The sequence below is a fragment of the Kosakonia sp. LAM2021 genome, from assembly GCF_016620385.1.
GTDB lineage: Bacteria > Pseudomonadota > Gammaproteobacteria > Enterobacterales > Enterobacteriaceae > Kosakonia > Kosakonia sacchari.
Genome location: NZ_JAENHT010000001.1, coordinates 1,259,131 through 1,284,276, shown reverse-complemented (window position 1 = coordinate 1,284,276; position 25,146 = coordinate 1,259,131). Strand labels below are relative to the sequence as shown.

The following is a 25,146-nucleotide window of genomic DNA, read 5'->3' as shown; positions in this document are numbered from 1 at the left end:
TTAATGGCAGTAATGAATAAAAAACGCGCAACATTAATTGGTTTACTGGCGGTATTACTCTGGAGCACGATGGTCGGTTTTATCCGCGCCGTCAGTGAAGGTCTTGGCCCGGTTGGCGGCGCTGCGATGATCTATACCCTGAGCGGGTTGCTGCTGATTGTCACCGTTGGCATCCCGGATTTACGCCGTTTTTCAGTGCGTTATCTTATTGTCGGCAGCGTGCTGTTTGTCAGTTATGAACTGTGTCTGGCGCTCTCGCTGGGCTTTGCCGCGACGCGACAACAAGCGATTGAAGTGGGCATGGTTAACTATTTATGGCCGAGCCTGACGATCCTTTGCGCAATATTATTCAACGGTCAAAAAGCGAGTTTGTGGGTTATCCCCGGTTTATTGCTGGCGATATTGGGCGTGTGCTGGGTGCTTGGCGGCGAACGCGGTCTTGATATTACGGAAATCCAGCAAAATATTATCTCCAGCCCGTTGAGCTATGCACTGGCATTTGCCGGGGCATTTATTTGGGCGATTTACTGCACTGTCACCACCAAATATGCCAACGGCGCGAACGGCATTACGCTATTTGTCTTGCTGACGGCCGCGACATTATGGGTCAAATTCGCCCTCACACCGCAACCGGAAATGGTTTTTACGCTGCCGGTGGTGGTGAAATTACTGATGACCGGCATTGCGCTCGGTTTCGGTTATGCCTCGTGGAATATCGGGATTTTGCACGGCAACGTCACGGTGCTGGCGACAGCATCGTATTTCACCCCGGTGCTCTCGTCCGCGCTGGCGGCGGTAGTGTTAAGCGCCCCGCTCTCTTTTTCCTTCTGGCAGGGCGCGCTGATGGTGTGCGCCGGATCGCTGCTCTGCTGGTACTCAACCCGCCAGCGCGCGTGATCCGGCCAAACGCTACGCGTTTTCCACTCGCGCCAGGCTAAACCAGATCCCCACCGCCAGCAGCATTAACAGCGCGCCTGCGGTGCTCAATGCCACGCTGTGCGAACCGGTAAACGCCGTTTTCGCCGCCGCGATGATCCCCTCGGCAACTGCGGGCGGTGCTTCTTGCGCCAGGCGGAATGCTTCGCCAATGGACGAGGACGCCTGCGCGGCGGCCTCGCGGCTTAACCCCTGCGGAAGCTGGATCGAGGCGGAGAAACTGCGGCTCAAAATCAGCCCAAACACGGCAATGCCCAGACCGGCACCCAGTTCGTAAGACATCGCTTCAATCGCCCCGGCGGCTGCCGCTTTCTCTTTGGGCGCAGCGGCCATAATCGCCGCCGTTGAAGCCAGTAACGCGCTCGCCGCACTGAAGCCGAGCAGGGCCATCAATATTCCGGCCTGCCATGGCTGGGTGGCGAAGTTGGTCGCGGAAAGACCAAGAAAACTCACCGCGCTAAGCGCCATCCCGCCTGCGGCAACGCGGCGTAAGCCCAGTTTTGACACCAGAACCCCGGCAATCGGCCCGCTAAACCCGCTCGCCAGCATTACCGGCAGCATAAACACCCCGGCGGCAAATGGCGTGAAACCGTGAACAAATTGCAGCTCCTGCGCCATCAGCAACTCAAAACCGACCAGCGTCACCATCGCGGTGATCGCCATCAGTACACCGCTTAAAATCACGCGATGTGTAAACAGACGCATATCGATCATCGGCGTGCTGGCGGCCAGCTGAATGCGGACAAACCCGGTCAGCAAGGTTGCGCCTATGAGCAATGTGCTCGCCACGATCCACAGCGGAAGCGTGCCTTTCATTGCCGTTTTGGCACTCCACACCAGCAGTAAGATGGCGACAATTAAGCTCAACGCCTGGTTCAGGTGTAACGGCTGATCGGCGCGGCCCTGCTGGCGCGGCACGAAGCGCGCGGTCAGCGCCATTACGGCAATGACGATCGGTACGTTAATTAAAAATACCGACCCCCAGTAGAAATGCTCCAGTAACATACCGCCAATTAAGGGGCCGAACGCCGCGCCGCCGGAACCAATTGCCGCCCAGACGCCGAGCGCTGTATTGCGTTGCGAAGCCTCGGCAAAAGTGTTGCGGATCCCGGCAAGCGTTGCCGGCACGATCATCGCCGCGCCTACAGCTAACAGCGCGCGCGAGGCGATAAGCCAACTGGCGCTCGCGGCAAAAGCCGCCAGCAACGAGGCCGCGCCAAACAGGCCGCTGCCGATAAGCAACAGGCGCTTAAAACCGATTTTGTCGCCCAGCGCGCCCATCGGCAGCACCATTCCGGCCATCACCAGCGAGTAGATATCCATTATCCATAACAGCTCATTTCCGCTGGCATTTAACACTGCGCTCAGTGTGGGCGCGGCAACATGCAGCACCGTCGCATCGATAGCGACCGGAATATAAACCAGCACAATGATGACCAGCGTTAACCACTGACGAAACATACTTCTCTCCATCGTTTTTCATTCCTGGACAGACGTCCAAAATGGCGATCCTACGGAAAGTTGAACACATGTCCAGCTTTTTGTTACACTCCGTTTACCCCCTATTTAGCCGAGGTTGTATGCGCTACCTGAACAAGGACGATCGCCGTGAAGTGATCCTCAAAGCCGCGATGCGCGTGGCGCTGGAAGACGGTTTTGCCGCCATGACTGTCCGGCGGATCGCAACGGTTGCCGGGGTGGCCACCGGCCAGGTTCACCACCATTTCACTTCGGGAAATGCATTAAAAGCTGAGGCGTTTATCCGCCTGATTGCCGAACTGCTGGAGGTGGAAGTGGTACCCGCGACCGCGCCATGGCGCGAGCAGTTGCACGCGATGTTGGGCAGCGATGAAGGTGGCCTCGAACCCTATGTGCATTTGTGGCGCGAAGCGTTATTGCTGGCGAGTAAAGAGCCGGAAATCAAAGGCGCATATCTGCTGACCATGGAGATGTGGCACGTCAAAGTGGTGCAATTGATTGAGCAAGGCCGTGCGGCGGGTGAATTCACAGATACCGATACAGCGGCAAACGTTGCCTGGCGCCTGATTGCGCTGGTCTGCGGGCTGGACGGCATTTGCATGCTGGGCATGCCAGATGTCGATGAAGCCGCCTTCAATCGCCATCTGGCCGTCATGATCGACAAAGAGCTTGGTTAAATTTTTTCGCCGTGCAAATCGAAACCGGCCATTACCGTTTCCAGCTGTTGCAGGCTAAAGCCGTACTGTGCGTCGCTCACGCCCAGCCCAAAGCGCTGTTGCAGCGCGTCATACAGCGCCGGGACGTCCGCAAAGGTCACCTCTTCCAGCACCTGGCCGTTTTTCCAGTGGGTAAAGTGGAAGTTGGTTAACGTCAGTTTGACGCCGTCCGGCAGATGGCGGCACATCAACAGGTGATGGCGAAAATGGGATGCCGGCCAGTGCGCGGAGTGAAAATTCCCCATGACAAAATCGGCCTGATACTGCTGCCCCATCTCAAACTGATACATTGATTGCCAGCGCTCGTGGTGACGGAACTGGAGCACCCAGTCTTCCTCCTTACGCTGCAAGCGGTAGACGCCATGCGGAGTTGCCTGCTCGATATCCTCCCGCAAGCGAATTGGCGCCGTTAGCGTTTGCCCACCGAAACCGACATCGGCGATCCACGGCTCGCCCGCAATCTGCACCAACAGAATACGGTGCGTGCGCGGTGGCATCTGCGGAGGATTGGCAATTACCACCCGCCCTAACAGACTGCGCACCGTAAAACCAACCTCTTTCAGCACGCGCTCAAACAGCCCGTTCTGCTCAAAACAGTAACCGCCGCGACGGGCGACCACCAGTTTATGGAAAATCGCCTCATCGCTCAGTTCAATTTCGCGTGGCAACACCACATCGAGGTTTTCAAAAGGGATGGCGCCGTTGTGATGCAAATGCAGCGCCCGCAGCGTTTCCAGAGAGACATCGGGCGTTTGTTCCCAGCCAATACGGGCCAGATAAGCGGTCAAAAAAGGGGGCATACAGGCTCCTTGCGAATGGTGTCCCGTTGTTATAGCGCATTTTTTTCGCTTTACCGTCGATTTCGTGCCCTTGATTTATCCCTTTGTGCTGCGTTGCAAAATGCCAAGCGCGGTGAGCATCAACGCCAGCCCGGTGAGCAGCGTCAGTGTGGCCATCGCCATCCCCTGACCTACTGAACCTTGCTCGAATTGCCGCCAGATAAATACCGCCACGGTTTGTGTCCCCGCTGGTGCCAGCAACAGCGAGGTGACCAGCTCGCGCGAGGCAATGGCGAACACCATTAACATGGAGGCGAGCATCGCCGGGAAAATCAGCGGCAGCACAATCAGCCGTAGCGCCTGGAACGCGCTGGCACCGTGAACCCGCGCGGCAGGCTCCAGATTGCCGCCCAACTGGCGCATAGCGCTGCCGATATAACGCACCGGCCACGGCAACAGCAGGCAGCAGTAAGAGAGGAGCAAAATTGCCCAGCTGTTGTAGGGTGAAACCGGCCAGAAACTGCGGTTCCACAGCAAAATCAAGCCAACGCCAACCACCACGCCGGGCAATGCGGCGGGCATCAGTGATAGCGCATCCATTACCGAGCGCCCTTTTATCTTCTGCATCACCACCAACCAGGCCGCGCACAAGCCCAGCGCGCCGGTAATCAGCGCCGCGCCGAATGCCAGCGACAAACTGGTGCCCAGCGCGGGTAGCGCATCACCACGCTGTTCGAACAGCGCCGCAAAATGTTTCACCGTGAGATTATCCAGCGACACGCCGCCGGAAAGCGTGGCGCTGAAGCCGGTTAGTGCCATCGACAATCCCGGTAGCACCACGGCGAGAAAGCCGACCGCCGCCATCACCAGCAGTACCGGCAAGACGGCAAAGCCGAGTTTCGCTCCGACATGCTCGGTCGGTTTCCCGGATACGCTGGTGACATCTTTATCGCCGGTCAGTTTGCGCTGTAGCCACCATCCGCATAGCGCAATGACGATCAGCACTACCGACAGTAGCGACGCGCCGGGCAAATCGATCGGCCAGTCGGCCAGTTTCTCTTCGATGCCGACAGTCAGCATCACCACGCCGGAACGGGTGCCCAGTGCGGCGGGCACGCCATACTCTTCCACCGCCAGCGTGAACGCCAGCAACATACCTGCCGCCAGCGCAGGAGAAAGTAACGGCAGCGTGATATGGCAAAAAGCGCGCCACGGCGTGGCGCCATGAACGCGGGCGACTTGTGCCAGGCGCTGCCCGCTGGCGAGCAAACTGCGCGATACGGCAAAGTAAACCACCGGGAAAATATTCAGCGTCATCACCAGAATGATACCGCTCTTGCTAAACAGCAGATTATTGAGATCCAGCCCGGTGAGCTGCATCAGGTAGCCCTGGGTTTGCAATACCAGCATCCACGACAGCGCGGCAATATAGGGCGGGGTTAAGAAGGGAATCAAAAACAGCAGATCCCACAGTTTCGGGCACGGTAAATCAAATAAGCCGCGCGCGACGCCGAGTGGCAAGCCAATCAGCGCGCTGCAAAGCGCCACACCGCAGGCAATTTGCAGTGTGCCACCGAACATGGCGGGCAGTTGCGGCTCGGCCAGCAATGTGGGGATGGCGGAAAAAGCGCCGCCAAACTCGCCCGAGCTAAAGTGCGGAAATACCGCCTGCAAGAGAATAAACAGCAGCGGCAGCGCGACCAGTATCAGCAGCAGCGCCAGCGTTGCTTGCGCAATTAATCTTTGGTTCACAACGGGTATCCTGAAAGCGGGGTTGCCCCCGCAAAGATCGAAAGGATTACTGTGCAAAGAGCGCGTTAAAGCGCTTCAGCACTTCGCCGCGTTCGCTGGTGCCGCTGCTTTGTGTCGGCAATATTTTTAGCTCAGTAAATAGCGGACGTTTCGCTTCCACGTCCGTGCGGGCCGGCATCAGCCAGGCGTCGGCGACCATTTTCTGCCCTTCCGGTGACAGCACGTAATCGATAAACGCTTTGGCGTCGTCGGCATGCTGAGTGGTTTTAAGGATCATCATGGGGCGCGGAGCGATGACGGTGCCGCTGGCCGGGAAGATCACTTTCAGCGATTCTCCCTGCGCGATATTGCCATACGTCACATAGTCGACCGCGCCAAACACCGCCGCTTTCGCCCCTTGCATCACCGGCGTTACCGCCTGGGCGTTCGGACCGCTCACCACCATGCCGTTCTTTTTCAGCGCATCGAACAACTGCCAGGCGCGGTCGCCCATGCCGTTTTGCAGACCGATCAGCAGATCAAGCGATGCGCCGGAAAGTGACGGATCCGGCGTTGTCACTTTGTCTTTAAAGTCTGGTGATGTCAGATCGTTCCACTCTTTTGGCTCCGGGGTGCCGCTCTTGGTGTTCCAGACAATCCCCAGTGCGGAGATGCCCTGCGCCACATAGTCGGCGCTTTTTAACGTCTGCGGGACATTTCCGGCATTGGCACTGGTAAACGGCAGCAGCCAGCCACGGTTATGCAGATCTTCGGCGGTGTCCCACGAGGCAGAAATCAGAATATCGGCCTGCGGATTAGCCTGTTCGGCTTCCAGACGCGCCATCACTTTACCGGTGGTGGCCTGGAAGATATTGACTTTAACGCCGGTTTTTTGCTCAAAGCCGCTGGCCAGGCTTTTTGCCAGCGAGCCAGGACCGGCGGTGTATACAGTCAGCGCGTGCGCGCTGGAGATCATCATCGACGACAGCACCATGGCTAAAGCGACTCCTTTTTTCACGGACAGTAAGGCTTTCATGCAATTTCCCCTGAGGATGAAGTAACGGTTCGTACAGATTCAACGGTCCCGGACGCTAAATGCACAATGCGATCGGCAAGTAGCTGTGCTTCGCGGTGGTCATGAGTGACATACACGGCGGTGGTGCCGAGCTGGCGCAGCAGACGCGCCATCTCAAGACATAAGGATTCGCGCAGCGCGGTGTCGAGGTTGGAGAGCGGCTCGTCGAACAACAGAACGCTGGGTTCGGCAACAATGGCGCGCGCCAGCGCAACGCGCTGTTGCTGCCCGCCGGAAAGGCCTGCGGGTTTACGCCCGGCCAATTCCGCCAGCCCAACCCTTTCCAGCGCTTGCGACACGCGCAGTTCGCGCTCAGCGCGCGGTACGTTGCGCATTTTTAGCGGGAAAGCGACGTTTTGCACGACGCTCATATGCGGCCACAGCGCGTAATCCTGAAATACCATGCCGATGTCGCGCGCTTCCGGCGGTAGCGTCCAGCCCGCTTTCGCCACCAGGCGATCGCCAAACCAGATCTCGCCTTCCGCCGGTTCACTCAGCCCCGCCAGCAAGCGCAGCAACGTGCTTTTGCCGCAGCCAGACGGGCCGAGCAGCGCGACAATGCTGCCAGGTTGAATATGTAAATCGATGTGATTAAGAACGGTATGTGCGCCAAAGGCATACGAAATGCCTTGTAAGCGGATGTCTGTGAATGCGCTCATTCACGCCCTCCCGTAACAGAAAGCCGTGACGTTCCCGTGGTCTTCATCCGACGGGGCGCATCCACCTGCACAAAAGTCAGGGGAGCAAACATATTGTTATCCTCTTTGGGATTTGATTGCGGCTGACTATAGGCAGCGAATATGACGAAGAAATGACGTCAATATTGCGCATTGATTTTTAACTGAATGTCTAAACTGATAGGCATCTTCCCGCACTCAAGTCGAAAAGGATCCCCCGTGCGCATCGCGACGATCACCAATTTTGCTTATACCGCGACCGTGGTATTAACGCTGACCTCCGGCGTGGCGCTGTTCATGGCGTCGAATGCGGAACGTGCCGAGCGTGACGCCGTGGCGCAAAACCGCGTTTTCGATGAGTTGATAGACGATCTGGAAAAAGAGGCATATGCGTTAACTGAGCTGGCGCGTGAAGCTGTGATCAAAAAGCAACCGGAAGTGATTCAAAGCTGGAAAACCCGCCAGCAGCAGGATATCGCTCTGGAAAATCATCTGGTTGCCCTGCGTGACCGTGGCGCTTCCGATGAAGAGCTACTGATCCTGCGCGATGGGCTGTCGACGCTGGATCAGCTGGAAGATGAGCAGCGCATCGCCATTGCCGATATTGAAGCCGGAAAAACGGACGAGGCGATGAATCTTTTGTATAGCGCCAGCTATGAAGAGCGGCTTTCCGAAACAGAGTACCGTTTCGCCCACTTCCGTAGTTTGTCAGATCAGCGTGTCCAGGCGGCGATAACCGAAGCAACTGACCGCTCTTTGCGCTTGCGTACGTTGTCAGAAATTATGGTCGGGCTGACGGCGCTACTGTTCCTGTTTGTGCTCGGTTTTATTATCAAACACCGCATTTTGCGCCCGGTGGTGACGTTAAGCGATGTGGTTAACCGCCTCGCGACCCAGGATTACAATGTGGAAGCGCCGGTGCTGGCGCAGGTCGATGAGATTGGCGATATGGCTCAGGCGATCCGCATATTTCGCGAAAATGGCCTGACCCGGCAGCGGCTGGAACAGGAGCGTGATGCGGAGTGGGCCACGCGCACGCTGCTGGCGCGAATGACGCAGCGACTGCAGGGATGTGATTCACATAGCGCGATTTTTCGCGTGGTCAGCCGCTTTGCACCGCAAATCATCCCCGATATGGGTGGCCGGTTGTTTGTACTCAATCCCCGCACTAAGCGCATGAAATGTGTGGCGCGCTGGGGGTTGCCGCCGGGCGAGGACGCCCCCTTCCCGGCAGAGCACTGCTGGGCGTTAAAACGTGGGCAGTTGCATAGCCCGGCGAAAGGCGGCGTTGACATGCCGTGCGAGCATATTCAGCCCGAAATTGCCTCCCGTGCGATTTGCGTGCCGCTTAACGCGCAGAATAAAAGCATTGGTTTGCTCACCTTCGATAACTACACACCAGGCAAAGAGCCACCCTATATCTACCTGGAACTGCTGGCGGAAACGCTGGCGCTGGCGCTGGCAAACCAGATCCTGCGCGATACCTTGACGGAACGCGCCATGCACGACTCGTTGACCGGCCTGTTCAACCGCCACAGCCTGGATGAGACGCTGCGCAACATGCTCGACCAGGCGATGGTGGAAGGCACAACGCTGAGCTGTTTGATGGTCGACGTGGATTATTTCAAAAAACTCAACGATCAGTATGGTCACGACGCGGGTGACAAAGTGCTGCGCGAGTTGTCACGGTTGATTACCGAAACGCTGGATGACAACAGTGTTGCGTTCCGTTATGGCGGCGAAGAGTTCCTGCTTGTTCTGCCCGGCGCGGATGAAGTACAGGCGAAAAAAGTGGCTGAGACGCTGCTGCATAATGTCCTCAATCATCACATGTTGTATGAGTCACAGGATATTGGCCCGGTGTCTGTTTCTATTGGGCTGGCGACCTGGCCGCGCCACGCGCGCGCGGATAATCTGGTGCGGGCGGCCGACCTGGCGCTCTACCTGGCGAAAGAACAAGGTCGCGGCCAGATTGTGGTGGCCAGGAGTGCCGGATAATGCGCCACGCCTTGATTTTTCCGCCTGTTCGGCCATTTAATGGCAGAAACGTTTACACAGAGGAACCGCTATGAGCTATTTCCGCCCGGTGGCGTTAGAACATGCCAGCCGCCTGCTAAACCACGGTCCGACCATTCTGATTACCAGCCGCGATGAGCAGATTGACCGGCGCAATGTGATGGCAGCCGCGTGGTCGATGCCGGTTGAATTCTCTCCGCCGCGAATTGCGATAGTGGTAGATAAAAGCGCCTGGTCGCGCGAATTAATTGAACGCAGCGGTATGTTTGGCATTGTGGTGCCGGGCGTTGCGGCAACCAACTGGAGTTACGCGGTCGGTAGCGTCACCGGGCGCGATGAAGATAAATTTAATTGCTATGGCATTCCTGCGTTCGCCGGGCCGGTGCTGGGCTTGCCGGTTATCGAAGAGAAGTGCCTGGCGTGGATGGAGTGTCGTTTGCTTCCACCGACCGCCGCGCAGGAAAAATATGACACGCTGTTTGGCGAAGTGGTCTCCGCCGCCGCCGATGAACGGGCATTTATCAACGGGCGCTGGCACTTTGATGACGATAAACTGAACACCATTCATCACCTTGGAGGCGGCACATTCGTCACCAGCGGCAAGCGTATCACCGCTGGTGAGTAACGAAGCATTTACTCCGGCAGTGCCTCGATCCAGTTCATCGTCAGTTCTGGCCAGACCGCTGCCGGTAGGTGTTTCACACCGCGTACGCCAAACCCATGCTGCCCTTTACTGAACAGATGTAATTCGGTGAGCACGTTATTCGCATGCAGCGCGTTGAACATTACCAGCGAGTTGGCAACCGGCACGGAGGGATCGTCCACGGCATGCAGCAAAAATGTCGGTGGGGTTTGCGCGGTGACATTCTGTTCCGGCGAGTAGTGTTTGATCTGCTCCGCCGTTGGCGTTTCGCCAATAAGCGCTTTTCGTGAGCCGGCGTGGGCAATCGCCTGATCCATTGAAATCACCGGATAACCCAACACCACAAAATCTGGCCGCGCGTGCTGGTTATCAATGTTGTCCACCGGCGTGTAAACCTTCTCGTCGTAACGCGTTTCCAGACTTGCCGCAACGTGCCCGCCCGCAGAAAAACCCATTACACCGATTTTTTTCGCGTTGAGATGGCGTGATTCCGCCTGCGCGCGCAAGGTACGCAACGCACGTTGTGCATCCGCCAGCGGTGCGTTTGAACCTTCGGCGTGGCCATCTTCCGGCATGCGGTAGGTCATCACAAATAAGGTGTAACCGCGCGCATTGAATGGCGCGGCTAAATCACTGCCCTCTTTATCCAGCACCACGCGTTTATAAGAGCCACCCGGAATTACCAGAATGGCAATACCGTTGGGTTTTTGCGGTTGATAAACGGTGATTTGCGGCGCGCGGATGCCGGTCACAGCGCGGTCGGGAAGCGCAGGATCTTTACTGCGTTCGGTTAACACGAAACTGACCGGGCTATTTTTGGCGCCTGGCGCATCGCCCTGCGGCCAGATGGAAAAACTCTCTTGAGCGGCAAATGTAGGGTGCGAAAAAAGGAGCAGCGCGAATGTCAGTGAACTGAGTTTCCGGAACATAATCATCTCCATGTCAAAGATGCTTATGTACCATTAACCCGGTAAATGAAATTCGAGCCGCTCCACAGAACAATGTTTTACTAAAAATGAAAAACACTTCAGGGTAGCGCTAACAACAAACAACTAATAAATCGCCACAGGGTTGATGTTGACCTGTGTTGAACCGGTGTACAGCGGTTGGCCAAGGACGAACAAGAATTCCCAAACTTGTTTGCCTACCAGTGGACGTGTATCGATCAACTCCAGGTTGTAGATCCCCCGTTTTGCTAACAGATATTGATTGATCGGGAATTCCTCCTTAGTTGCAGGGTTTGGATACACTTCAGACGCCCAGGTATCGCCGCCAAACGCGACGATCTGCTGGTCCGCCAGCCATTTTGCTGCTTCCATGCCGATACCAGGCTCCTTTTCCAGAAACTGTTTATTGTCTTTACCAACAAGTTCCAGCCATCCTGTGTTAAATAAAACGATATCGCCTTTCTTTAAGGTTAATCCCTGGTTTTTTAATACCGACTGAATATCCTCGACACTAAACTCTGTGCCACCGGGAACAATCTTTTGTTTATAATAAGTGGTCATATCTAACACCACGCCTCGCGTTACCATTGGCGGAACTTTTTCAATGCCTAATTTTTTAACACCATCAATAGTGACGAAATCTGCCGCTTTGTTGCCGTTATAATAGATATTATTAATGCCGATATGGCCGATTCCGTTTAATTGCGTGCCCACGCCTGTCCATGCGTTGACCAGTTCATCGTTAAAGGTGAATTTATTCGGCCCAAGCGTTTTCCCATCCTGCTGGCCGGGCTGAATATTGTAAAGATGAAAACTGCGGTGGCGAAACGCCGGGAAATCCTTATCAATCGGTACCGCCAGCGGTACCACAACGCCTTGTTTCACAAGGTGAACGGCTTGTAAAACCTCCTCGGGCGTGAGCAAGTTCGCGGCACCTATTTCGTCATTTGCACCATAAATTGATGGATACCAGTTTTGTGATTCCGCTGCGGGTTCTGTGGCTTGCAACGGCAATGCTGCAAACAGGGGCAATAATAATATGAAAGAACGGGATGGCTTCATGAAAGACGTTCCTTGTTTACTATCTTGCTGGCGAAATTAATCGAATCAGCGCTTTCCGTGATAATTATAGTGCTCTGGTTATGAGCCTGAGCGAGATAATAAAAACTCTAGAGTTGTATTTAAGAACGCGCAAATATGAATTTTCTGAAAGAAAAAATAATGAAAAAACTGATGCGCTTACCTGCATAATCAGATTGCCGCGTATTATATATTCCGGGCGGTGGTTCAAAAAAATAACAGTATTTTTTACTTATTGATAAAAAAAGCCCACGCAACAGGCGCAGGCGGCAGGAAATTTACAGTGAATAGCCAGGCTTTTTGATAAGCGTGTCGATATGCGGCGCAATCTCGGTGTCCCATACCTGCGCTTTCCAGTCATCCGGCGTGACTTCGTTAAGGGCGACGCTGACAGCGCTATCTTTGCTGTTTAAATGGCGAATAATAACCTCGGCGATATCGCTCGCCAGCGCGGTTTTTTGCTCCTCGGTCAGATCGCGGGGAAAACATTTGATATCAACGTGCGGCATAGCAAACTCCTTGTTTTATAAAGAGAGTGACAGTAGCACAAGTTACTGCTCATTGCGCCGCCTACAGGTTATCAAAGTGTGACAATTCTGGCTGTTATCTTTGATCTTTTTAGCAGCGCACAGAGGCCGTAAGCCAGGATAAAAGCCAGCAATGAATAAGCAATGATATAAAGATAACGGTTCGCTCCAGGGATGATTCTCAACAGCTTTTCATGAATAAACGCGCTGTGTACCTCCACCACAAAGATGTTGTGTACAAGGTAGATCCCTAACACACTGTCACTCACATTACTGACCCAGCGCGGCAAGGCGTTAATATTCAGATTAACCACAAATAAAAACAAACCGACCGATGTGATAAGTAATAATAGGTTATAAAACTTACCATAAAAGATGGCAATTCCCGCGCTGGACGAAATGAACGCCAATATTAGCAATGCGGTAATTGCCAGTGCTAACGTCATAATATGCGCAACGGAGAATGGCCTGAGGATTGTTTTAACCAGCCCGAGATAACCGCCAATTAAAAAACAGATCAGTCCTTCGGGTTGAAAAGGAATGAGTAAGTTAAATGCAAATAGCGAGAAATGGAAACTGGCTTCAGTCCATGCATTGATTAATGTCAAGTTGGCAATGATCACCATTAATACAACAACTTTGAGAATTTCATTTGCGCGTTCTTTCTTAAAAGCATGTCGCATTAAAGGCGTAAAAACATACAGCGGGATAATGGAAAATATAAACCAGAGCGGTGTTGCTTCCGTGGTGACTTTGCTGACATTCAGGTAATTGAAGAGATCTATTTCCGGCATGTCGGTAAATCGACTTATCCACCAGGTGTCATAGGCGTAATAAAAGAGTAACCAGAAAATCAATACCCCAACGATGCTTTTAATTTTGGCAACCACATAGTTCGCTTGATTTTCGTGTTTGTTATTTAATAAAAAATAGCCGCTACAGATAAAAAACAGGGCAACACCAGATAGCCCCGCCTGTCTGAAAAAGCACAACACGACATCGCTTTCGTCGCGATTGAGAAAAAACAACGTCACGTGCGCCAGGATGACAAGAAAGATGGCGAGTATCTTCAGAAGGTCGATGGAAGCAATTCTCATAGCCACCTCTCCTACAGCGATAAGATGAAGTGCGTAATCTTAGTTGCCAGCCTTTCCATGCCTAATTTTGAAGGGTGCAAACCATCGGAAATCACGCCAGTTGTATTACTGGTCATAATATCCATATTAAGTTCGTTAAAGCCGGAGTTCTTTTGCAGGTCGAGATAAGGTATGGAATATTCCTCACACTTTTCTCTGCTAGCGTTACAATAATCGGCCAGATAATATCCTTTGGCATTTTTTTGCCCATGACCACGCGCAATTGAAACGGGTGTCGTAACAACAAACCCTACTCTGGCCAACGGATATTTTTTTATGACGCCGGTAAGTAGTAGATCCATTGCGCCATAAAAGGTTAATGACATTTTATCGTTTCTGTCGCCTATTTCGGTGCCGCCTTCCGAGCCGAAGTTAAAACCGAAATCATTGCCTCCACCCCAGATAGTAATAAGGTCAGGATCTTCCCCCATGGTTTTATAGCGTAAGCAGATAGCGGAATTATCATGCTCATTTTTTTGCGCAATACAGGTTCCACCAATACCATAGTTTGTCCAGTGTGCCAGCCCTAAATTCTCTGCAACGATTGGTTGATACCATCCTCGTTCTGTTATGCTGTCGCCAAGTGTAAACCATGAACCACCTTTCAAATACGAATGAATATATTCCATCACTTTCACCCTGTTAAATTACTATTCCGATTTTGCTGTAAAGATGCAATATTGCGTCAACTACGAAAATTCGCCAAATGTTGTCTCATATAAGCGGGGCGATTTCAAATTATTTTTTCTCGCCCTCTGTTTATATACCGCTTCAACTTATACGAGATGCTAAGAATATTAAAATAATCCGAAATTACGGGTTAACGGATAATTTCATTATTTCGCAGCACGGTTTGCAATTGCGGTAACTGGCATACCGCGTTGGCGATGGCGGTAATATTTGGCGCGTGCTCGGCAAACCATGCATGACGCGGCCCCCATGTGCGCATAACGCAAAGATAAATATCCAGCAGCGTCAGTTGTTGGCCAAAAGCATAAGGCGCCGCCTGCAATTGCGTGTCGAGCCACAAATAGAGCGATTTACGGTACTTCTGGCAATTTTCTACCAGTTGATCCGGCGCATCCGCAGCCCAGCGTTCCGGGTAATCAGCGTAGGTAAAAGTGGGATAGACATTCGCGACAAGCCACACCAACAGCCGCCAGAATTGCTGGCGTTGTGCGGTGCCGGCGGCGGGAGCGAAATCCGGGCGCTGGTCGAGGATCATCAGCGCTACGGCGGCGGATTCCGTCATCACGCTGCCATCATCCAGTTGCAGGGTTGGCACCTGGCACAACGGGTTTAATTTTCGCAGGGTATCCTGCTGTGGGCCGGGTTTGTCGAAGCCATCGACATTGACGAAGTGATAAGGGATCTCTGCCAGCGTCAGCATCACTTCGCTGATGGCCGATCCCCAGCCGGGAACACCATAAACCGTAATCATAAGGGCTCCTTAAGTTCAGGATGAGCCTTAAGCTTAGGTCAGACTGGCGAGAAATTCGTCAACTTGTTGAGGCGTGGTAAGGCGGACAAAGCGCAAATGCTGATAGCGCGGATCGGCCATATCCCGCGCATAACGTTCACGGTTTTGGCGCCAGGTCTTTAGCGACCAGAGAATGATCGACTCACGGCTCAAAAAAGCACGACGCAGGCTTTCGCGATTACCGGTTCCCGGCCATAACTCCTGTTCACTTCTGGCGCGTGCAATGGCGCGCAGCGTCACCTGGCGCAACGTGCGCCAGAAGCCGTAATCGACCCACACCACCAGATCAACGTTCCGCCATTTAATGTCGCGGCTGCGGTTATAGTTGCCATCGAGCACCCAGCCGGGTTGTTCCAGCAGTTTTTCCAGGCGCGAATACAACTCCTCATCCGGCGTCCCCTGCCAGTTGGGACGCCAGTAAAGCAGATCCATTTCAATGTAAGGCACGTTGAGCTGGCTGGCCAGACGTTTCGCCAGCGTCGATTTTCCACTGCCGCTGGTGCCGATAACGTTAATTCTCATGAGATCAGGCTGATTCCCGTTCAATAAAGTGAAAACCGATATCCACGATCTCCTCCCCGGAACTTGTCCCTTCGATACGCTCCATCAGCAGGGTTGCCGCGCGCTGGCCAATGATTTGCCTGTCGACGCTCACCGTGGTGATGGCAGGGTTATTCCCGGCGGCGAAATCGAGATCGCCAAAACCAATAACCGCCACATCCTGCGGTACGCGCAGGCCACGCGCTTGCGCTTCAACAATGGCCCCCTGCGCCAGCGTGTCGGAACTGCAAACAATCACGTCGGACTCACCCAGCGCCAGTAACTGCGACAACCCTTCGCGCCCTGAGGTAAACCTTGCTGGCAGCGCCACATCCACACTGAGCGGATCGGTTATGCCATGACGCGCCAGCGTTTCACACAGCCCGGCTTTACGCTGCGAGGCGCGCTTATCAACCGTCCATAGCAACCCCGGACGGCGATACCCTTTGCGCAGCAGATATTCTGCGGTAGCCTGCCCCACTTTTTCATGCGAAAAACCGACCAGCATATCCAGCGGTGTGGGCGTTAAATCCCAGATTTCCACTACCGGCACACTGGCATTGAGGATCACTTTTTTTAGATCGGTTGAGTGGTGAATACCGGTCAGCACAATGCCATCCGGGCGGCGCGATAACAGCGCTGCGACCAGCTCCGCTTCGGTTTGCTGGGTATAACCGGCGACGCACAACAGCATATGGTAACCGCGCTTGGCCAGTTCATCGCTGATGGCCTGGATCGTATCGACAAACATATTGTTGTTAATCTGCGGGACAACCACGGCAATCAATTTGCTGCGCCGCGACGCCAGGCCACCTGCCAGCGCATTCGGGATATAGCCCGTTGCTTTAACGGCGGCGAGCACTTTTTCCACCGTTTTTGGGCGCACCAGTTGCGGCGTGTTAAGCGCCCTACTTACGGTCATTGAGGAAAGCCCCGCGGCACGGGCAACATCTTCCAGCGTGGGTGCGCGCGGCGGCACAGGACGGGCGGTTTTCGACATGTTCACTCACAGAGAACCAGACGGTTATTGGCTATTAATAATTCGCGTTTTTGTATTATACCCTTTTCTCCTTTCATTACCTGTCGCCCCTCATAAATCAGTGAGTTAACTCGCATATCCTTCACATAATGTTATCGCTACCATTTTGAGGTGTAACGAGACACCATCAGCGAAAAAATGTGATTGCCGTAGCAATAAGCCCCCTTTTTAGCGCTGGGTTTGTGATCGGTTGTACAAAATTTTCTCGTTTCGCTGGTGATTATTTTTTTGTCGATCTACAAATGTTAGCGCAAACATTATTATTATTCACAGGAGCAAAACCATGACCGTAAGTGCTAATTCCGATGCCGTAACCTACGCCCGCGCGTCCGGTGTCAAAACCGCGGCTGAAACCGGCGACCGCATCGAGTGGGTAAAACTTTCCCTCGCCTTTTTACCGCTGGCGACGCCGGTAAGTGATGCGAAAGTGCTGACCGGGCGGCAAAAACCGCTGACCGAAGTGGCGATTATTATTGCCGAAATCCGCAGCCGCGACGGTTTTGAAGGCGTCGGTTTTAGCTATTCCAAACGCGCCGGCGGCCAGGGGATTTACGCCCATGCCAAAGAGATTGCCGATAACCTGCTCGGCGAAGATCCGAACGATATCGACAAGATTTACACCAAGCTATTGTGGGCAGGTGCCTCCGTTGGGCGCAGCGGCATGGCGGTGCAGGCCATCTCCCCTATTGATATTGCGCTGTGGGATATGAAAGCCAAACGCGCCGGTTTGCCGTTGGCGAAGCTGCTCGGCGCGCACCGCGACTCCGTGCAGTGCTACAACACCTCGGGCGGTTTCCTGCATACGCCGCTGGATCAGGTGTTGAAAAACGTCATTATCTCGCGTGAAAACGGCATCGGCGGTATCAAAATTAAAGTCGGTCAGCCGGACACCAAAGAGGACATTCGCCGCCTTACCGCTGTGCGCGAAGCGCTGGGCGATGACTTCCCGCTGATGGTGGATGCCAACCAGCAATGGGATCGCGAAACGGCGATTCGTATGGGACGCCAGATGGAGAAAATTAACCTTATCTGGATTGAAGAGCCGCTCGATGCCTACGATGTTGAAGGCCACGCCCAGCTTGCTGCCGCGCTGGATACGCCGATCGCCACCGGCGAGATGCTCACCAGTTTTCGCGAACATGAGCAACTGATCCTCGGTAACGCCAGTGATTTTGTGCAACCAGACGCACCGCGCGTTGGCGGCATCTCGCCGTTCCTGAAAATTATGGATCTGGCGGCCAAGCACAACCGCAAACTGGCACCGCATTTTGCCATGGAAGTGCACTTGCACCTTTCCGCCGCCTACCCGCTGGAACCGTGGCTGGAGCATTTCGAATGGCTGAATCCGTTGTTTAACGAACAGCTGGAACTGCGCGATGGGCGGATGTATGTCTCCGACCGCCACGGTCTGGGCTTCACGCTGAGCGAACAGGCGCGCGCCTGGACTCAGCAAAGCTGCGAATTCGGCAAACGCCCATAACAATAGATTGCGGACGGGAGGCTCCTTCCGTCTTTTTTGTTCCCTACACCGACATTCAACCCTTTAAAAGGAGTTGTGATGAATACAATAATTAAACGCACCAATGTGCGTTACAGCATCCTGTTATTTTTATTTCTTGCCACGGTATTTAATTACGCCGACCGCGCGACGCTTTCCGTTGTCGCGCCAATTATGAGTAAAGAGTTAGGTTTTGATCCCGAAGCATTGGGCCTTGCATTTTCCGTATTCGGCATCTCCTATGTGGTAATGCAAATTCCCGGCGGCTGGCTGCTGGATAAATATGGTTCACGGTTAGTTTATGGTGCGGCGTTAATTGGCTGGTCAATCGTCACGATGTTTCAGGGTACGATTTATCTCTATGCCAGCCCGCTCATTGTGCTGGTCGTGCTGCGCCTGATGATGGGTGCCATTGAAGCGCCTGCCTTCCCGGCCAATAGCCGTCTTAGCGTGCAGTGGTTTCCTAATAAAGAGCGCGGTTTTGTGACGGCGGTTTACCAGGCTGCACAATATATTTCGTTAGGCATTATCACGCCGCTGATGACGATTATTTTGCACACTCTTAGCTGGCATTATGTTTTCTATTATATTGGCGTGATTGGCGTAGTGCTGGGGATATTCTGGTTAATTAAAGTTCGCGATCCATTATCCCATAAAGAGATTAACCAGCAGGAAATTGAATATATTCGTGATGGCGGTGGCGAACCGGAATTAGGCAGTAAAAAAGGTCCGGCGAAAATCAGTTTCGCGCAAATAAAAAGTGTCTGCGTGAATCGCATGATGATCGGCGTTTATATTGGTCAGTTCTGCGTGACGTCGATTACCTGGTTTTTTCTCACCTGGTTCCCCACCTATCTTTATCAGGCCAAAGGGATGTCGATTTTAAAAGTGGGCTTTGTCGCCAGCATTCCGGCTATCGCCGGTTTTATCGGTGGCCTGCTGGGCGGCGTGGTATCCGACTGGCTGCTGACGCGCGGCTACAGCCTGACCACCGCGCGTAAATTCCCGGTTATCTGTGGCATGCTGCTCTCCTGCGTGATTGTGCTCGCTAATTACACCGATTCCGAAGTGGTGGTGATTGCCGCCATGAGCGTGGCGTTTTTCGCCAAAGGCTTTGGCAATCTTGGCTGGTGCGTGCTTAGCGATACGTCACCAAAAGAGGTGCTGGGGATAGCCGGTGGCGTGTTCAATATGTGCGGCAATCTGGCGAGTATTGTTACACCGCTGGTGATTGGCGTGATCCTCGCCAATACCCATTCCTTTGATTACGCGATCCTCTATGTCGGCTCAATGGGGCTGATTGGTCTCTTCTCTTATCTGTTTATTGTTGGTTCGCTGGAGCGAATTACGCTTACGCCGACCACAGCCTGACACTGGCGACTCGGGTGCGCCACGCTGTTCCGCAAGCTGTACTCCCGGCGGAACAGCGTTTTTTTAGTTTAATCGTAAGTGATCCCCGGTGGGTTGACCTGCGAATGTTCAACCGCTTCCCCCTGCTCTCCCCAGCGCGCCAGCACCTGTTGATACTCTCCGCGCGTGATTGCGCCATCCAGCGCCGCCTGCAAGGCATACACCAGACCGTTCCCTTTTTTCGTGGTGGTTGCCACCCACGCTTTTTTCGGCCCGAGTCCGACGACTTTCGTGCTGCCGTTAAGCGCTGCTTTATAGGCCGCGACAGATTGCGGGCCAAACACCACATCCGCTCGCCCGGACTGAATATACAAATTCCCCGAGGCGTCATCTGTCAGATAAATCGGCTGTGCTAGCGGGCGACCGGCGGCCTGGTTCTCTTCATTCCAGCGCAGCAAAATACGCTCCTGATTGGTACCAGAACCGACAATCACTTTGCGCCCGGCAAGATCTTCGGCGGAGCGGATCGCCTGTATAGCGCTGGAGGATTTCACCGAAAACGCCAGTGAATCCGCGCGGTAGGTGGCAAAGTCAAACTTCTCTTTGCGCGCTTCGGTAACCGCGATATTCACCAGCGCGACATCATAACGCCCGGAAGTAATGCCCAGCGGCCAGTCTTCCCATGCGGTTGGCACCAGCCTGAGCTTTAAACCGAGGCTCTGCGCCAGTAAACGCGCGATATCCGGATCGCTGCCGATGCGTGTACGATTATCGCTGGCGACCAGCGCCAGTGGCGGTGAGTTAAGCGCCGAGATCGCCACGGTTAATGTCCCCGGTTCGACAAAGCGATAATCCGCCGGGATTTTCGCAATCGCCGCCGCGTTGCGCTGCACTGTGATCGGCTGTTCATTGGCCTTTAAATCCAGTTGCCCGGCAGCGAAGCTGCCTGTGCTGACCAGCAGCAGCGCCAGTAATCGTTTCATGGTGGCTCCTTATAAGACCTTCGATAAAAACTGGCGCGTGCGCGGATGCTGCGGGTGATTCAGCACCTCGTCACTGCTTCCCTGTTCAACAATTTTGCCATCGACCATAAACACCACCTGGTCGGCGACTTCGCGCGCAAAACCGATTTCATGCGTCACCACCACCAGCGTGGAACCAGCGCGCGCCAGCTTTTTGATCACATCCAGCACTTCGCCCACCAGTTCCGGATCCAGTGCCGATGTCGGCTCATCGAACAACATCACGCGCGGGCGCAGCGAAAGCGCGCGGGCAATGGCGATGCGCTGCTGCTGTCCGCCGGAAAGATGACGCGACCAGGCATCGGCTTTATTACGCAATCCCACCACATCCAGCAGATCGTATGCCTGCTCGATGGCCTCTTTACGGCTCAGCTTTTTGTGCGCAATCGGCGCTTCAATCAGGTTTTCCAGCACCGTCAGATGCGGGAATAAATTGAAATTCTGAAACACATATCCGACGTTGACGCGCTGGCGCAAAATCTCCTTCTCTTTCAGTTCATACAGCTTGTCGCCGTGCAGGCGATAACCGATGTATTCGCCATCAATGCGTATAAATCCTTCATCCACGCGCTCAAGGTGATTAATGGTGCGCAGCAGCGTCGATTTCCCGGAGCCGGATGGCCCCAGGATCACCGTGACCGAACCGGGCAGGATCTCCAGCGACACCTCATCCAGCGCTTTATGGCGACCAAAATATTTGCTGACGCCGGTAATCGAAATATGACCATTAAGAGAGGTTGGCATGAACAGGCTCCTGCGTTTGCGCCACGCGGGCAGTGGAATATGAACGAACGCGCGAGGGTGAAATCGCTGAACGCCGTTCGCTGCGCGCCAGCCAGCGTTCAACCAGATACTGAATTGCCGACAGCACGCTGGTGATCACCAGATACCACACTGCGCCAACCATCAGTAGCGGGATAACTTCCTGCGTGCGGTTGTAAATCATCTGAATGGTGTAAAACAGCTCCGGCATCGCCAGCACATAAACCATTGCCGTGCCTTTGGCGAGGCTGATTATCTCGTTAAAACCGGACGGCAAAATCGTGCGCAGCGCCTGCGGCAGAATAATGCGCAGCGTGCGCCGCCAGGCGGGTAACCCCAGCGCGGCCGCCGCTTCGTACTGCCCGTGATCAACCCCAAGAAAGCCGCCGCGAATAATCTCGGCGGTATAGGCACTTTGCACCAGCGTCAACCCGACAACCGCCGTGGAAAACTGTCCAAGCACATTGATGGTTTGATAGCTCGCCCACTGAATTCCGGTAAACGGAATGCCGAGCGATAAGGTGTCGTACAGATAGGAAAAGTTATAAAGAATGATCAGCACCACAATCAGCGGCAGCGAGCGAAACAGCCAGATATAACTCCAGGCAAGACTGCTCAGCAGCCACGAAGACGAAAGCCTGGCCAACGCCAGTAAACCGCCGAAAATCACGCTCAGCGCCGTGCCGAGCAAGGTCAGTAACAGCGTCTGCCCTAACCCTTCGAGGATCACCGGGTCGAAAAACCAACGCGCGAACACTGTCCATTCCCAGCGCGGGTTAAAGGCCACGGACTGAACAATCGCCGCCAGCACAAACAGAGCGACAACCGCGCCGATCGTGCGCAGTGGGTAGCGCGCGGGCACCACTTTGATGGTTTCTGTATTTTTCATGGTCGCTCCTCAGGCGGTTTTGCTTAAACGCTCAACCGACAACGCTTTGCTAAAGCGCAACCGACCGTCGAACGGCGGCTGGCTGTACTCTTCCGGATCGCGATGGACATCAAACTGCGGCTGATAACCCTGGCTCAGATACAGCCGCACCGCTTCCGGCTGGCGAAAGCCGGTGGTCAGGTAGATATGGCTGTAACCGGCCAGTACCGCGCGCCGCTCCAGCTCCTGCACGATTCTGGCCGCCAGCCCTTGCTTGCGCAATTCATGCTTCGTCCAGATGCGTTTGATTTCCGCTGTATGGGCATCAAACGGTTTGTAGGCACCCGTTGCGATAATTTCTCCGTCACGCTCCAGCACGATAAACAGCCCCTGCGGCGCTAAATACCACTCGGTGAGTTCCACTTCGGCGCTGCGGGAAAAATAGTCGCCATAGCGGGCAGCGTATTCGCCAAACAGCCCGTCTAAAATCGGCTGCAATTCCGGTGCGTCTGGCGAGACATCGCGAAAATGTTCACTCATGACAAACTCCTTAATCGCCAAGACCCGCCGGATTCACCTCCGACGCCGGAATACGCTCTACGCCCTCGCCCCAGCGATTGAGCACCTTGTCGTAGTCGCCGGTTTTGATAGCGCCATTAAGCGCCGTTTGCACCGGTTCAACCAGCCCGCTCCCTTTACGCAGAGTGACCGCGATATGCGCCGCTTTCGGCCAGCCGCCGTCCACGCTGCCAACCAGCTTGGTTTTGCCGGTCAGCGCCGCTTTCCACGCGCCAATCACGTTCGGACCGAAGTAAGCGTCGGCGCGACCGGATTGCAGCGCCAGCGTCTGGGCGGCGTCATCTTTGGTGTAGACCGGCGTAAAAGGTTTCAGCCCCTTTTTCACGTTTTCCGCGTTCCACGCCAGCAGGATCGCCTCCTGGTTCGTGCCGGAGCCGACAATAATGCGCAGCCCGGCAATGTCTTCCGCTTTCTCAATCGATGTCAGCGGACTGGTGGACTTGACGTAAAAGCCGAGTGAATCTTTACGGTAAGTGGCGAAATCGAACTTCGCTTTGCGCTCTTTGGTGACAGTAATATTGCTGATCGCGGCATCATATTTGCCGGAAGTGACGCCGAGCGGCCAGTCCTCCCACGATGTCGGCACCACGTTCAGCTCCAGGCCTAAGCTGCTGGCCACCAGGCGGGCGATGTCCACTTCGCTGCCGAGCAGAGTTTTATTGTCATCCGCAAAGACCGTCAGCGGCGGAGAGTTGAGCGCCGCTACGGCGACGGTCAGTTTTCCCGGCACCACAAAGTGATAATCCTTCGGCAACTGCGCAATGGCTTGTGCGTTTTTCGCCGTGGTGATCGGCGTTTTGTTGGCTTCCAGGCTCACGCCAGTTCCATTGATATTGACGTCTTTAGCCCAGGCCAGCGGCGTCAGCGCCAGCGTTGCCGCCAGCAATAGCGATGTTTTCTGCATAGCGTTTTCTTCTTTTATTGTGGTGAGGAAGGATGAACAGGCAGCGATAAACCCAAACTTTCGCGCAGCGTCGTGCCGGGGTATTCCGTGCGGAACAAGCCGCGAGCCTGCAGCAACGGCACCACTTTTTCGACAAAGCGCGGGAATGTATCCGGCGTACCGCCCTGGATGATAAAACCGTCGGCGGCGTAGCTTTCGAACCACTGTTGCAGGCCATCGGCCACTTGCTGCGCCGTGCCGGAAAAGCGTGGGCGCGGCGAAGCGCTCTCCAGCGCCACCTGACGCAGCGTTAACTGGCGCTCGCGCGCATTACGCTTGATCTCATCGGTGGTGCTGCGAAAACTGTTTTGCCCCAAATCACCGATATCCGGGAACGGCTCGTCGAGCGGGTACTGGCTGAAGTCATGGTGTTCGAAATAGCGCCCGAGGTAGTTCAGCGCATCCGTAATGGAGACCAGCGCGGCGGTGGTCTGGTACTGCTGTTCAGCATCCTCTTCACTGTCGCCAACAATCACGCTGACGCCCTGGAAAATATGCAGGTCATCATGCCGGCGACCGTATTTTTCCAGCTGATTTTTCACATCGCGATAAAACGCTTTAGCTTCATCAAGCGTCTCCTGGTGCGTAAAAATGGCGTCGGCGTGACGGGCGGCCAGTTGTTTACCATCGTCTGAGGCACCGGCCTGGAAAATAATCGGTCGCCCCTGCGGCGTGCGGCCAATGTTAAGCGGCCCGGCAACCTGGAAAAAATCCCCGTGGTGATTCAGCGGGTGTAATTTACTGGCGTCAAAGAATTGTCCGGTCGCTTTATTGCGTACAAACGCATCCTCTTCCCAGGAGTTCCATAACCCTTTCACCACATCGAGATATTCATCAGCGATGCGGTAACGTAAGGCGTGATCCGGGTGCTGCGCGCGAGAGAAGTTTTTCGCTGAGCCTTCCAGCGGCGAAGTTACCACGTTCCAGCCCGCGCGCCCGTTGCTCAGATGGTCAAGGCTTGCGAGCTGGCGCGCGACGGTGAATGGCTCGCTGTAGGAGGTGGAAAGTGTGCCGACCAGACCGAGGTGCGAGGTCACGCTGGCGAGCGCGGATAATACTGTAATGGGTTCAAAACGGTTTAAAAAATGCGGGATCGATTTTTCGTTGATATATAAGCCGTCGGCGACAAAAAGAAAGTCCAGCTTCCCCTGCTCGGCAATGCGCGCGGTGTCCTGCACGAAGCCAAAATTAATGCTGGCATCGGCGAGCGCCGCCGGATGTCGCCACGCGGACATATTTCCCGACGCGCCATGTAATATGGTGCCAAGCCGCAGTTGTCGTGCTGTAGACATAATCGATCCTCATATTCAGGCAACAGGTAGC

General features: G+C 54.5%; 23 protein-coding genes and 1 pseudogene. 6 read left to right on the top strand and 18 right to left on the bottom strand.

Translation table 11 applies throughout. The features are described 5' to 3' along the window. Positions 1-12 precede the first annotated feature (12 nt). Entirely contained in the window at positions 13-897 is an 885-nt protein-coding gene (gene yddG / locus JKP81_RS06105) for an aromatic amino acid DMT transporter YddG (protein ID WP_200551080.1), read from the top strand. Between the two features lie 12 nt (positions 898-909). Here yddG and JKP81_RS06100 read toward each other — a convergent pair whose 3' ends face one another. Continuing rightward, the gene (locus JKP81_RS06100; RefSeq protein WP_200551079.1) at positions 910-2,397 is read right to left on the bottom strand and encodes a SmvA family efflux MFS transporter; all 1,488 of its coding nucleotides are present in this window, start codon (positions 2,395-2,397) and stop codon (positions 910-912) included. A gap of 119 nt (positions 2,398-2,516) precedes the next feature. Here JKP81_RS06100 and JKP81_RS06095 point away from each other — a divergent pair, with 119 nt between their 5' ends. After that, positions 2,517-3,092: a TetR family transcriptional regulator gene (locus JKP81_RS06095; protein WP_200550977.1), complete on the top strand. Its 576-nt coding sequence runs from the start codon at positions 2,517-2,519 to the stop codon at positions 3,090-3,092. Here JKP81_RS06095 and JKP81_RS06090 read toward each other — a convergent pair. The 4 genes from JKP81_RS06090 to JKP81_RS06075 form a co-directional block, all read right to left on the bottom strand. Beyond that, positions 3,089-3,931: an arylamine N-acetyltransferase gene (locus JKP81_RS06090; protein ID WP_200550976.1), complete on the bottom strand. Its 843-nt coding sequence runs from the start codon at positions 3,929-3,931 to the stop codon at positions 3,089-3,091. The genes JKP81_RS06095 and JKP81_RS06090 overlap by 4 nt on opposite strands. 75 nt (positions 3,932-4,006) lie before the next feature. After that, a complete protein-coding gene (locus JKP81_RS06085) occupies positions 4,007-5,662 on the bottom strand; it encodes an iron ABC transporter permease (protein WP_200550975.1) in 1,656 nt (551 codons plus the stop codon). 46 nt (positions 5,663-5,708) lie between these two features. After that, entirely contained in the window at positions 5,709-6,677 is a 969-nt protein-coding gene (locus JKP81_RS06080; RefSeq protein WP_200550974.1) for an ABC transporter substrate-binding protein, read from the bottom strand. Beyond that, a complete protein-coding gene (locus JKP81_RS06075; protein ID WP_200550973.1) occupies positions 6,674-7,375 on the bottom strand; it encodes an ABC transporter ATP-binding protein in 702 nt (233 codons plus the stop codon). Before JKP81_RS06075 ends, JKP81_RS06080 begins: the two co-directional genes overlap by 4 nt. A gap of 237 nt (positions 7,376-7,612) precedes the next feature. Between JKP81_RS06075 and JKP81_RS06070 the strand changes: the two genes are divergently transcribed. After that, positions 7,613-9,391: a diguanylate cyclase gene (locus JKP81_RS06070; protein WP_200550972.1), complete on the top strand. Its 1,779-nt coding sequence runs from the start codon at positions 7,613-7,615 to the stop codon at positions 9,389-9,391. Between the two features lie 70 nt (positions 9,392-9,461). Beyond that, positions 9,462-10,034, top strand: coding sequence for a flavin reductase family protein (locus JKP81_RS06065; protein WP_017456901.1), 573 nt, complete (start codon positions 9,462-9,464; stop codon positions 10,032-10,034). Positions 10,035-10,042: 8 nt separating this feature from the next. On the opposite strand, the gene JKP81_RS06060 is transcribed toward JKP81_RS06065, so the two are convergent. The 8 genes from JKP81_RS06060 to JKP81_RS06025 all read right to left on the bottom strand — a co-directional run bounded on the left by JKP81_RS06060 (position 10,043) and on the right by JKP81_RS06025 (position 16,762). Then, the gene (locus JKP81_RS06060; RefSeq protein ID WP_200550971.1) at positions 10,043-10,981 is read right to left on the bottom strand and encodes an alpha/beta hydrolase; all 939 of its coding nucleotides are present in this window, start codon (positions 10,979-10,981) and stop codon (positions 10,043-10,045) included. Between the two features lie 123 nt (positions 10,982-11,104). Further along, the gene (locus tag JKP81_RS06055) at positions 11,105-12,061 is read right to left on the bottom strand and encodes a cyclase family protein (RefSeq protein ID WP_200550970.1); all 957 of its coding nucleotides are present in this window, start codon (positions 12,059-12,061) and stop codon (positions 11,105-11,107) included. Between the two features lie 296 nt (positions 12,062-12,357). Next, positions 12,358-12,588 (bottom strand): tautomerase PptA, encoded by a 231-nt coding sequence (pptA, locus tag JKP81_RS06050; protein ID WP_065368486.1) that lies wholly within the window; start codon positions 12,586-12,588, stop codon positions 12,358-12,360. Between the two features lie 71 nt (positions 12,589-12,659). Continuing rightward, on the bottom strand, positions 12,660-13,703 hold the full coding sequence (locus JKP81_RS06045) for an acyltransferase (RefSeq protein WP_200550969.1): 1,044 nt from the start codon (positions 13,701-13,703) through the stop codon (positions 12,660-12,662). 11 nt (positions 13,704-13,714) lie between these two features. Further along, a complete protein-coding gene (locus JKP81_RS06040) occupies positions 13,715-14,371 on the bottom strand; it encodes an SGNH/GDSL hydrolase family protein (protein ID WP_200550968.1) in 657 nt (218 codons plus the stop codon). Between the two features lie 191 nt (positions 14,372-14,562). Further along, positions 14,563-15,183: a glutathione S-transferase family protein gene (locus JKP81_RS06035; protein WP_200550967.1), complete on the bottom strand. Its 621-nt coding sequence runs from the start codon at positions 15,181-15,183 to the stop codon at positions 14,563-14,565. 33 nt (positions 15,184-15,216) lie between these two features. Then, the gene (locus JKP81_RS06030) at positions 15,217-15,744 is read right to left on the bottom strand and encodes an AAA family ATPase (RefSeq protein ID WP_200550966.1); all 528 of its coding nucleotides are present in this window, start codon (positions 15,742-15,744) and stop codon (positions 15,217-15,219) included. Between the two features lie 4 nt (positions 15,745-15,748). Then, positions 15,749-16,762, bottom strand: coding sequence for a LacI family DNA-binding transcriptional regulator (locus JKP81_RS06025; protein WP_200550965.1), 1,014 nt, complete (start codon positions 16,760-16,762; stop codon positions 15,749-15,751). A gap of 322 nt (positions 16,763-17,084) precedes the next feature. Between JKP81_RS06025 and JKP81_RS06020 the strand changes: the two genes are divergently transcribed. After that, a complete protein-coding gene (locus JKP81_RS06020; RefSeq protein WP_200550964.1) occupies positions 17,085-18,281 on the top strand; it encodes an L-talarate/galactarate dehydratase in 1,197 nt (398 codons plus the stop codon). Positions 18,282-18,359: 78 nt separating this feature from the next. Beyond that, positions 18,360-19,670, top strand: coding sequence for an MFS transporter (locus JKP81_RS06015; protein WP_200550963.1), 1,311 nt, complete (start codon positions 18,360-18,362; stop codon positions 19,668-19,670). Positions 19,671-19,738: 68 nt separating this feature from the next. Here the strand turns inward: JKP81_RS06015 and JKP81_RS06010 are convergent, their stop codons facing one another. From JKP81_RS06010 to JKP81_RS23540, 5 genes and pseudogenes are all read right to left on the bottom strand, one after another. Continuing rightward, complete coding sequence (locus JKP81_RS06010) at positions 19,739-20,632, bottom strand: transporter substrate-binding domain-containing protein (protein WP_200550962.1); 894 nt, start codon at positions 20,630-20,632, stop codon at positions 19,739-19,741. A 9-nt stretch (positions 20,633-20,641) separates the two neighbouring features. Beyond that, positions 20,642-21,415: an amino acid ABC transporter ATP-binding protein gene (locus JKP81_RS06005; RefSeq protein ID WP_200550961.1), complete on the bottom strand. Its 774-nt coding sequence runs from the start codon at positions 21,413-21,415 to the stop codon at positions 20,642-20,644. Continuing rightward, a complete protein-coding gene (locus tag JKP81_RS06000; RefSeq protein WP_200550960.1) occupies positions 21,399-22,322 on the bottom strand; it encodes an amino acid ABC transporter permease in 924 nt (307 codons plus the stop codon). Before JKP81_RS06000 ends, JKP81_RS06005 begins: the two co-directional genes overlap by 17 nt. A 9-nt stretch (positions 22,323-22,331) precedes the next feature. Then, positions 22,332-22,841, bottom strand: coding sequence for a GNAT family N-acetyltransferase (locus JKP81_RS05995; RefSeq protein WP_200550959.1), 510 nt, complete (start codon positions 22,839-22,841; stop codon positions 22,332-22,334). A 10-nt stretch (positions 22,842-22,851) separates the two neighbouring features. After that, positions 22,852-25,115 (bottom strand): annotated as a pseudogene (locus JKP81_RS23540) (NtaA/DmoA family FMN-dependent monooxygenase). Between the last annotated feature and the right edge of the window lie 31 nt (positions 25,116-25,146).

What these genes read in the sequence shown, in the direction of transcription:
- JKP81_RS06000 (WP_200550960.1), bottom strand. Translation starts at nt 22,322, where the DNA reads ATGAAAAATACAGAAACCATCAAAGTGGTGCCCGCGCGCTACCCACTG.
- JKP81_RS06065 (WP_017456901.1), top strand. Translation starts at nt 9,462, where the DNA reads ATGAGCTATTTCCGCCCGGTGGCGTTAGAACATGCCAGCCGCCTGCTA.
- JKP81_RS06095 (WP_200550977.1), top strand. Translation starts at nt 2,517, where the DNA reads ATGCGCTACCTGAACAAGGACGATCGCCGTGAAGTGATCCTCAAAGCC.
- JKP81_RS06030 (WP_200550966.1), bottom strand. Translation starts at nt 15,744, where the DNA reads ATGAGAATTAACGTTATCGGCACCAGCGGCAGTGGAAAATCGACGCTG.
- JKP81_RS06025 (WP_200550965.1), bottom strand. Translation starts at nt 16,762, where the DNA reads ATGTCGAAAACCGCCCGTCCTGTGCCGCCGCGCGCACCCACGCTGGAA.
- yddG (WP_200551080.1), top strand. Translation starts at nt 13, where the DNA reads ATGAATAAAAAACGCGCAACATTAATTGGTTTACTGGCGGTATTACTC.
- JKP81_RS06055 (WP_200550970.1), bottom strand. Translation starts at nt 12,061, where the DNA reads ATGAAGCCATCCCGTTCTTTCATATTATTATTGCCCCTGTTTGCAGCA.
- JKP81_RS06080 (WP_200550974.1), bottom strand. Translation starts at nt 6,677, where the DNA reads ATGAAAGCCTTACTGTCCGTGAAAAAAGGAGTCGCTTTAGCCATGGTG.
- JKP81_RS06010 (WP_200550962.1), bottom strand. Translation starts at nt 20,632, where the DNA reads ATGAAACGATTACTGGCGCTGCTGCTGGTCAGCACAGGCAGCTTCGCT.
- JKP81_RS06045 (WP_200550969.1), bottom strand. Translation starts at nt 13,703, where the DNA reads ATGAGAATTGCTTCCATCGACCTTCTGAAGATACTCGCCATCTTTCTT.
- JKP81_RS06090 (WP_200550976.1), bottom strand. Translation starts at nt 3,931, where the DNA reads ATGCCCCCTTTTTTGACCGCTTATCTGGCCCGTATTGGCTGGGAACAA.
- JKP81_RS06005 (WP_200550961.1), bottom strand. Translation starts at nt 21,415, where the DNA reads ATGCCAACCTCTCTTAATGGTCATATTTCGATTACCGGCGTCAGCAAA.
- JKP81_RS06040 (WP_200550968.1), bottom strand. Translation starts at nt 14,371, where the DNA reads ATGGAATATATTCATTCGTATTTGAAAGGTGGTTCATGGTTTACACTT.
- JKP81_RS06035 (WP_200550967.1), bottom strand. Translation starts at nt 15,183, where the DNA reads ATGATTACGGTTTATGGTGTTCCCGGCTGGGGATCGGCCATCAGCGAA.
- JKP81_RS06020 (WP_200550964.1), top strand. Translation starts at nt 17,085, where the DNA reads ATGACCGTAAGTGCTAATTCCGATGCCGTAACCTACGCCCGCGCGTCC.
- JKP81_RS06100 (WP_200551079.1), bottom strand. Translation starts at nt 2,397, where the DNA reads ATGTTTCGTCAGTGGTTAACGCTGGTCATCATTGTGCTGGTTTATATT.
- JKP81_RS06060 (WP_200550971.1), bottom strand. Translation starts at nt 10,981, where the DNA reads ATGTTCCGGAAACTCAGTTCACTGACATTCGCGCTGCTCCTTTTTTCG.
- JKP81_RS05995 (WP_200550959.1), bottom strand. Translation starts at nt 22,841, where the DNA reads ATGAGTGAACATTTTCGCGATGTCTCGCCAGACGCACCGGAATTGCAG.
- pptA (WP_065368486.1), bottom strand. Translation starts at nt 12,588, where the DNA reads ATGCCGCACGTTGATATCAAATGTTTTCCCCGCGATCTGACCGAGGAG.
- JKP81_RS06075 (WP_200550973.1), bottom strand. Translation starts at nt 7,375, where the DNA reads ATGAGCGCATTCACAGACATCCGCTTACAAGGCATTTCGTATGCCTTT.
- JKP81_RS06015 (WP_200550963.1), top strand. Translation starts at nt 18,360, where the DNA reads ATGAATACAATAATTAAACGCACCAATGTGCGTTACAGCATCCTGTTA.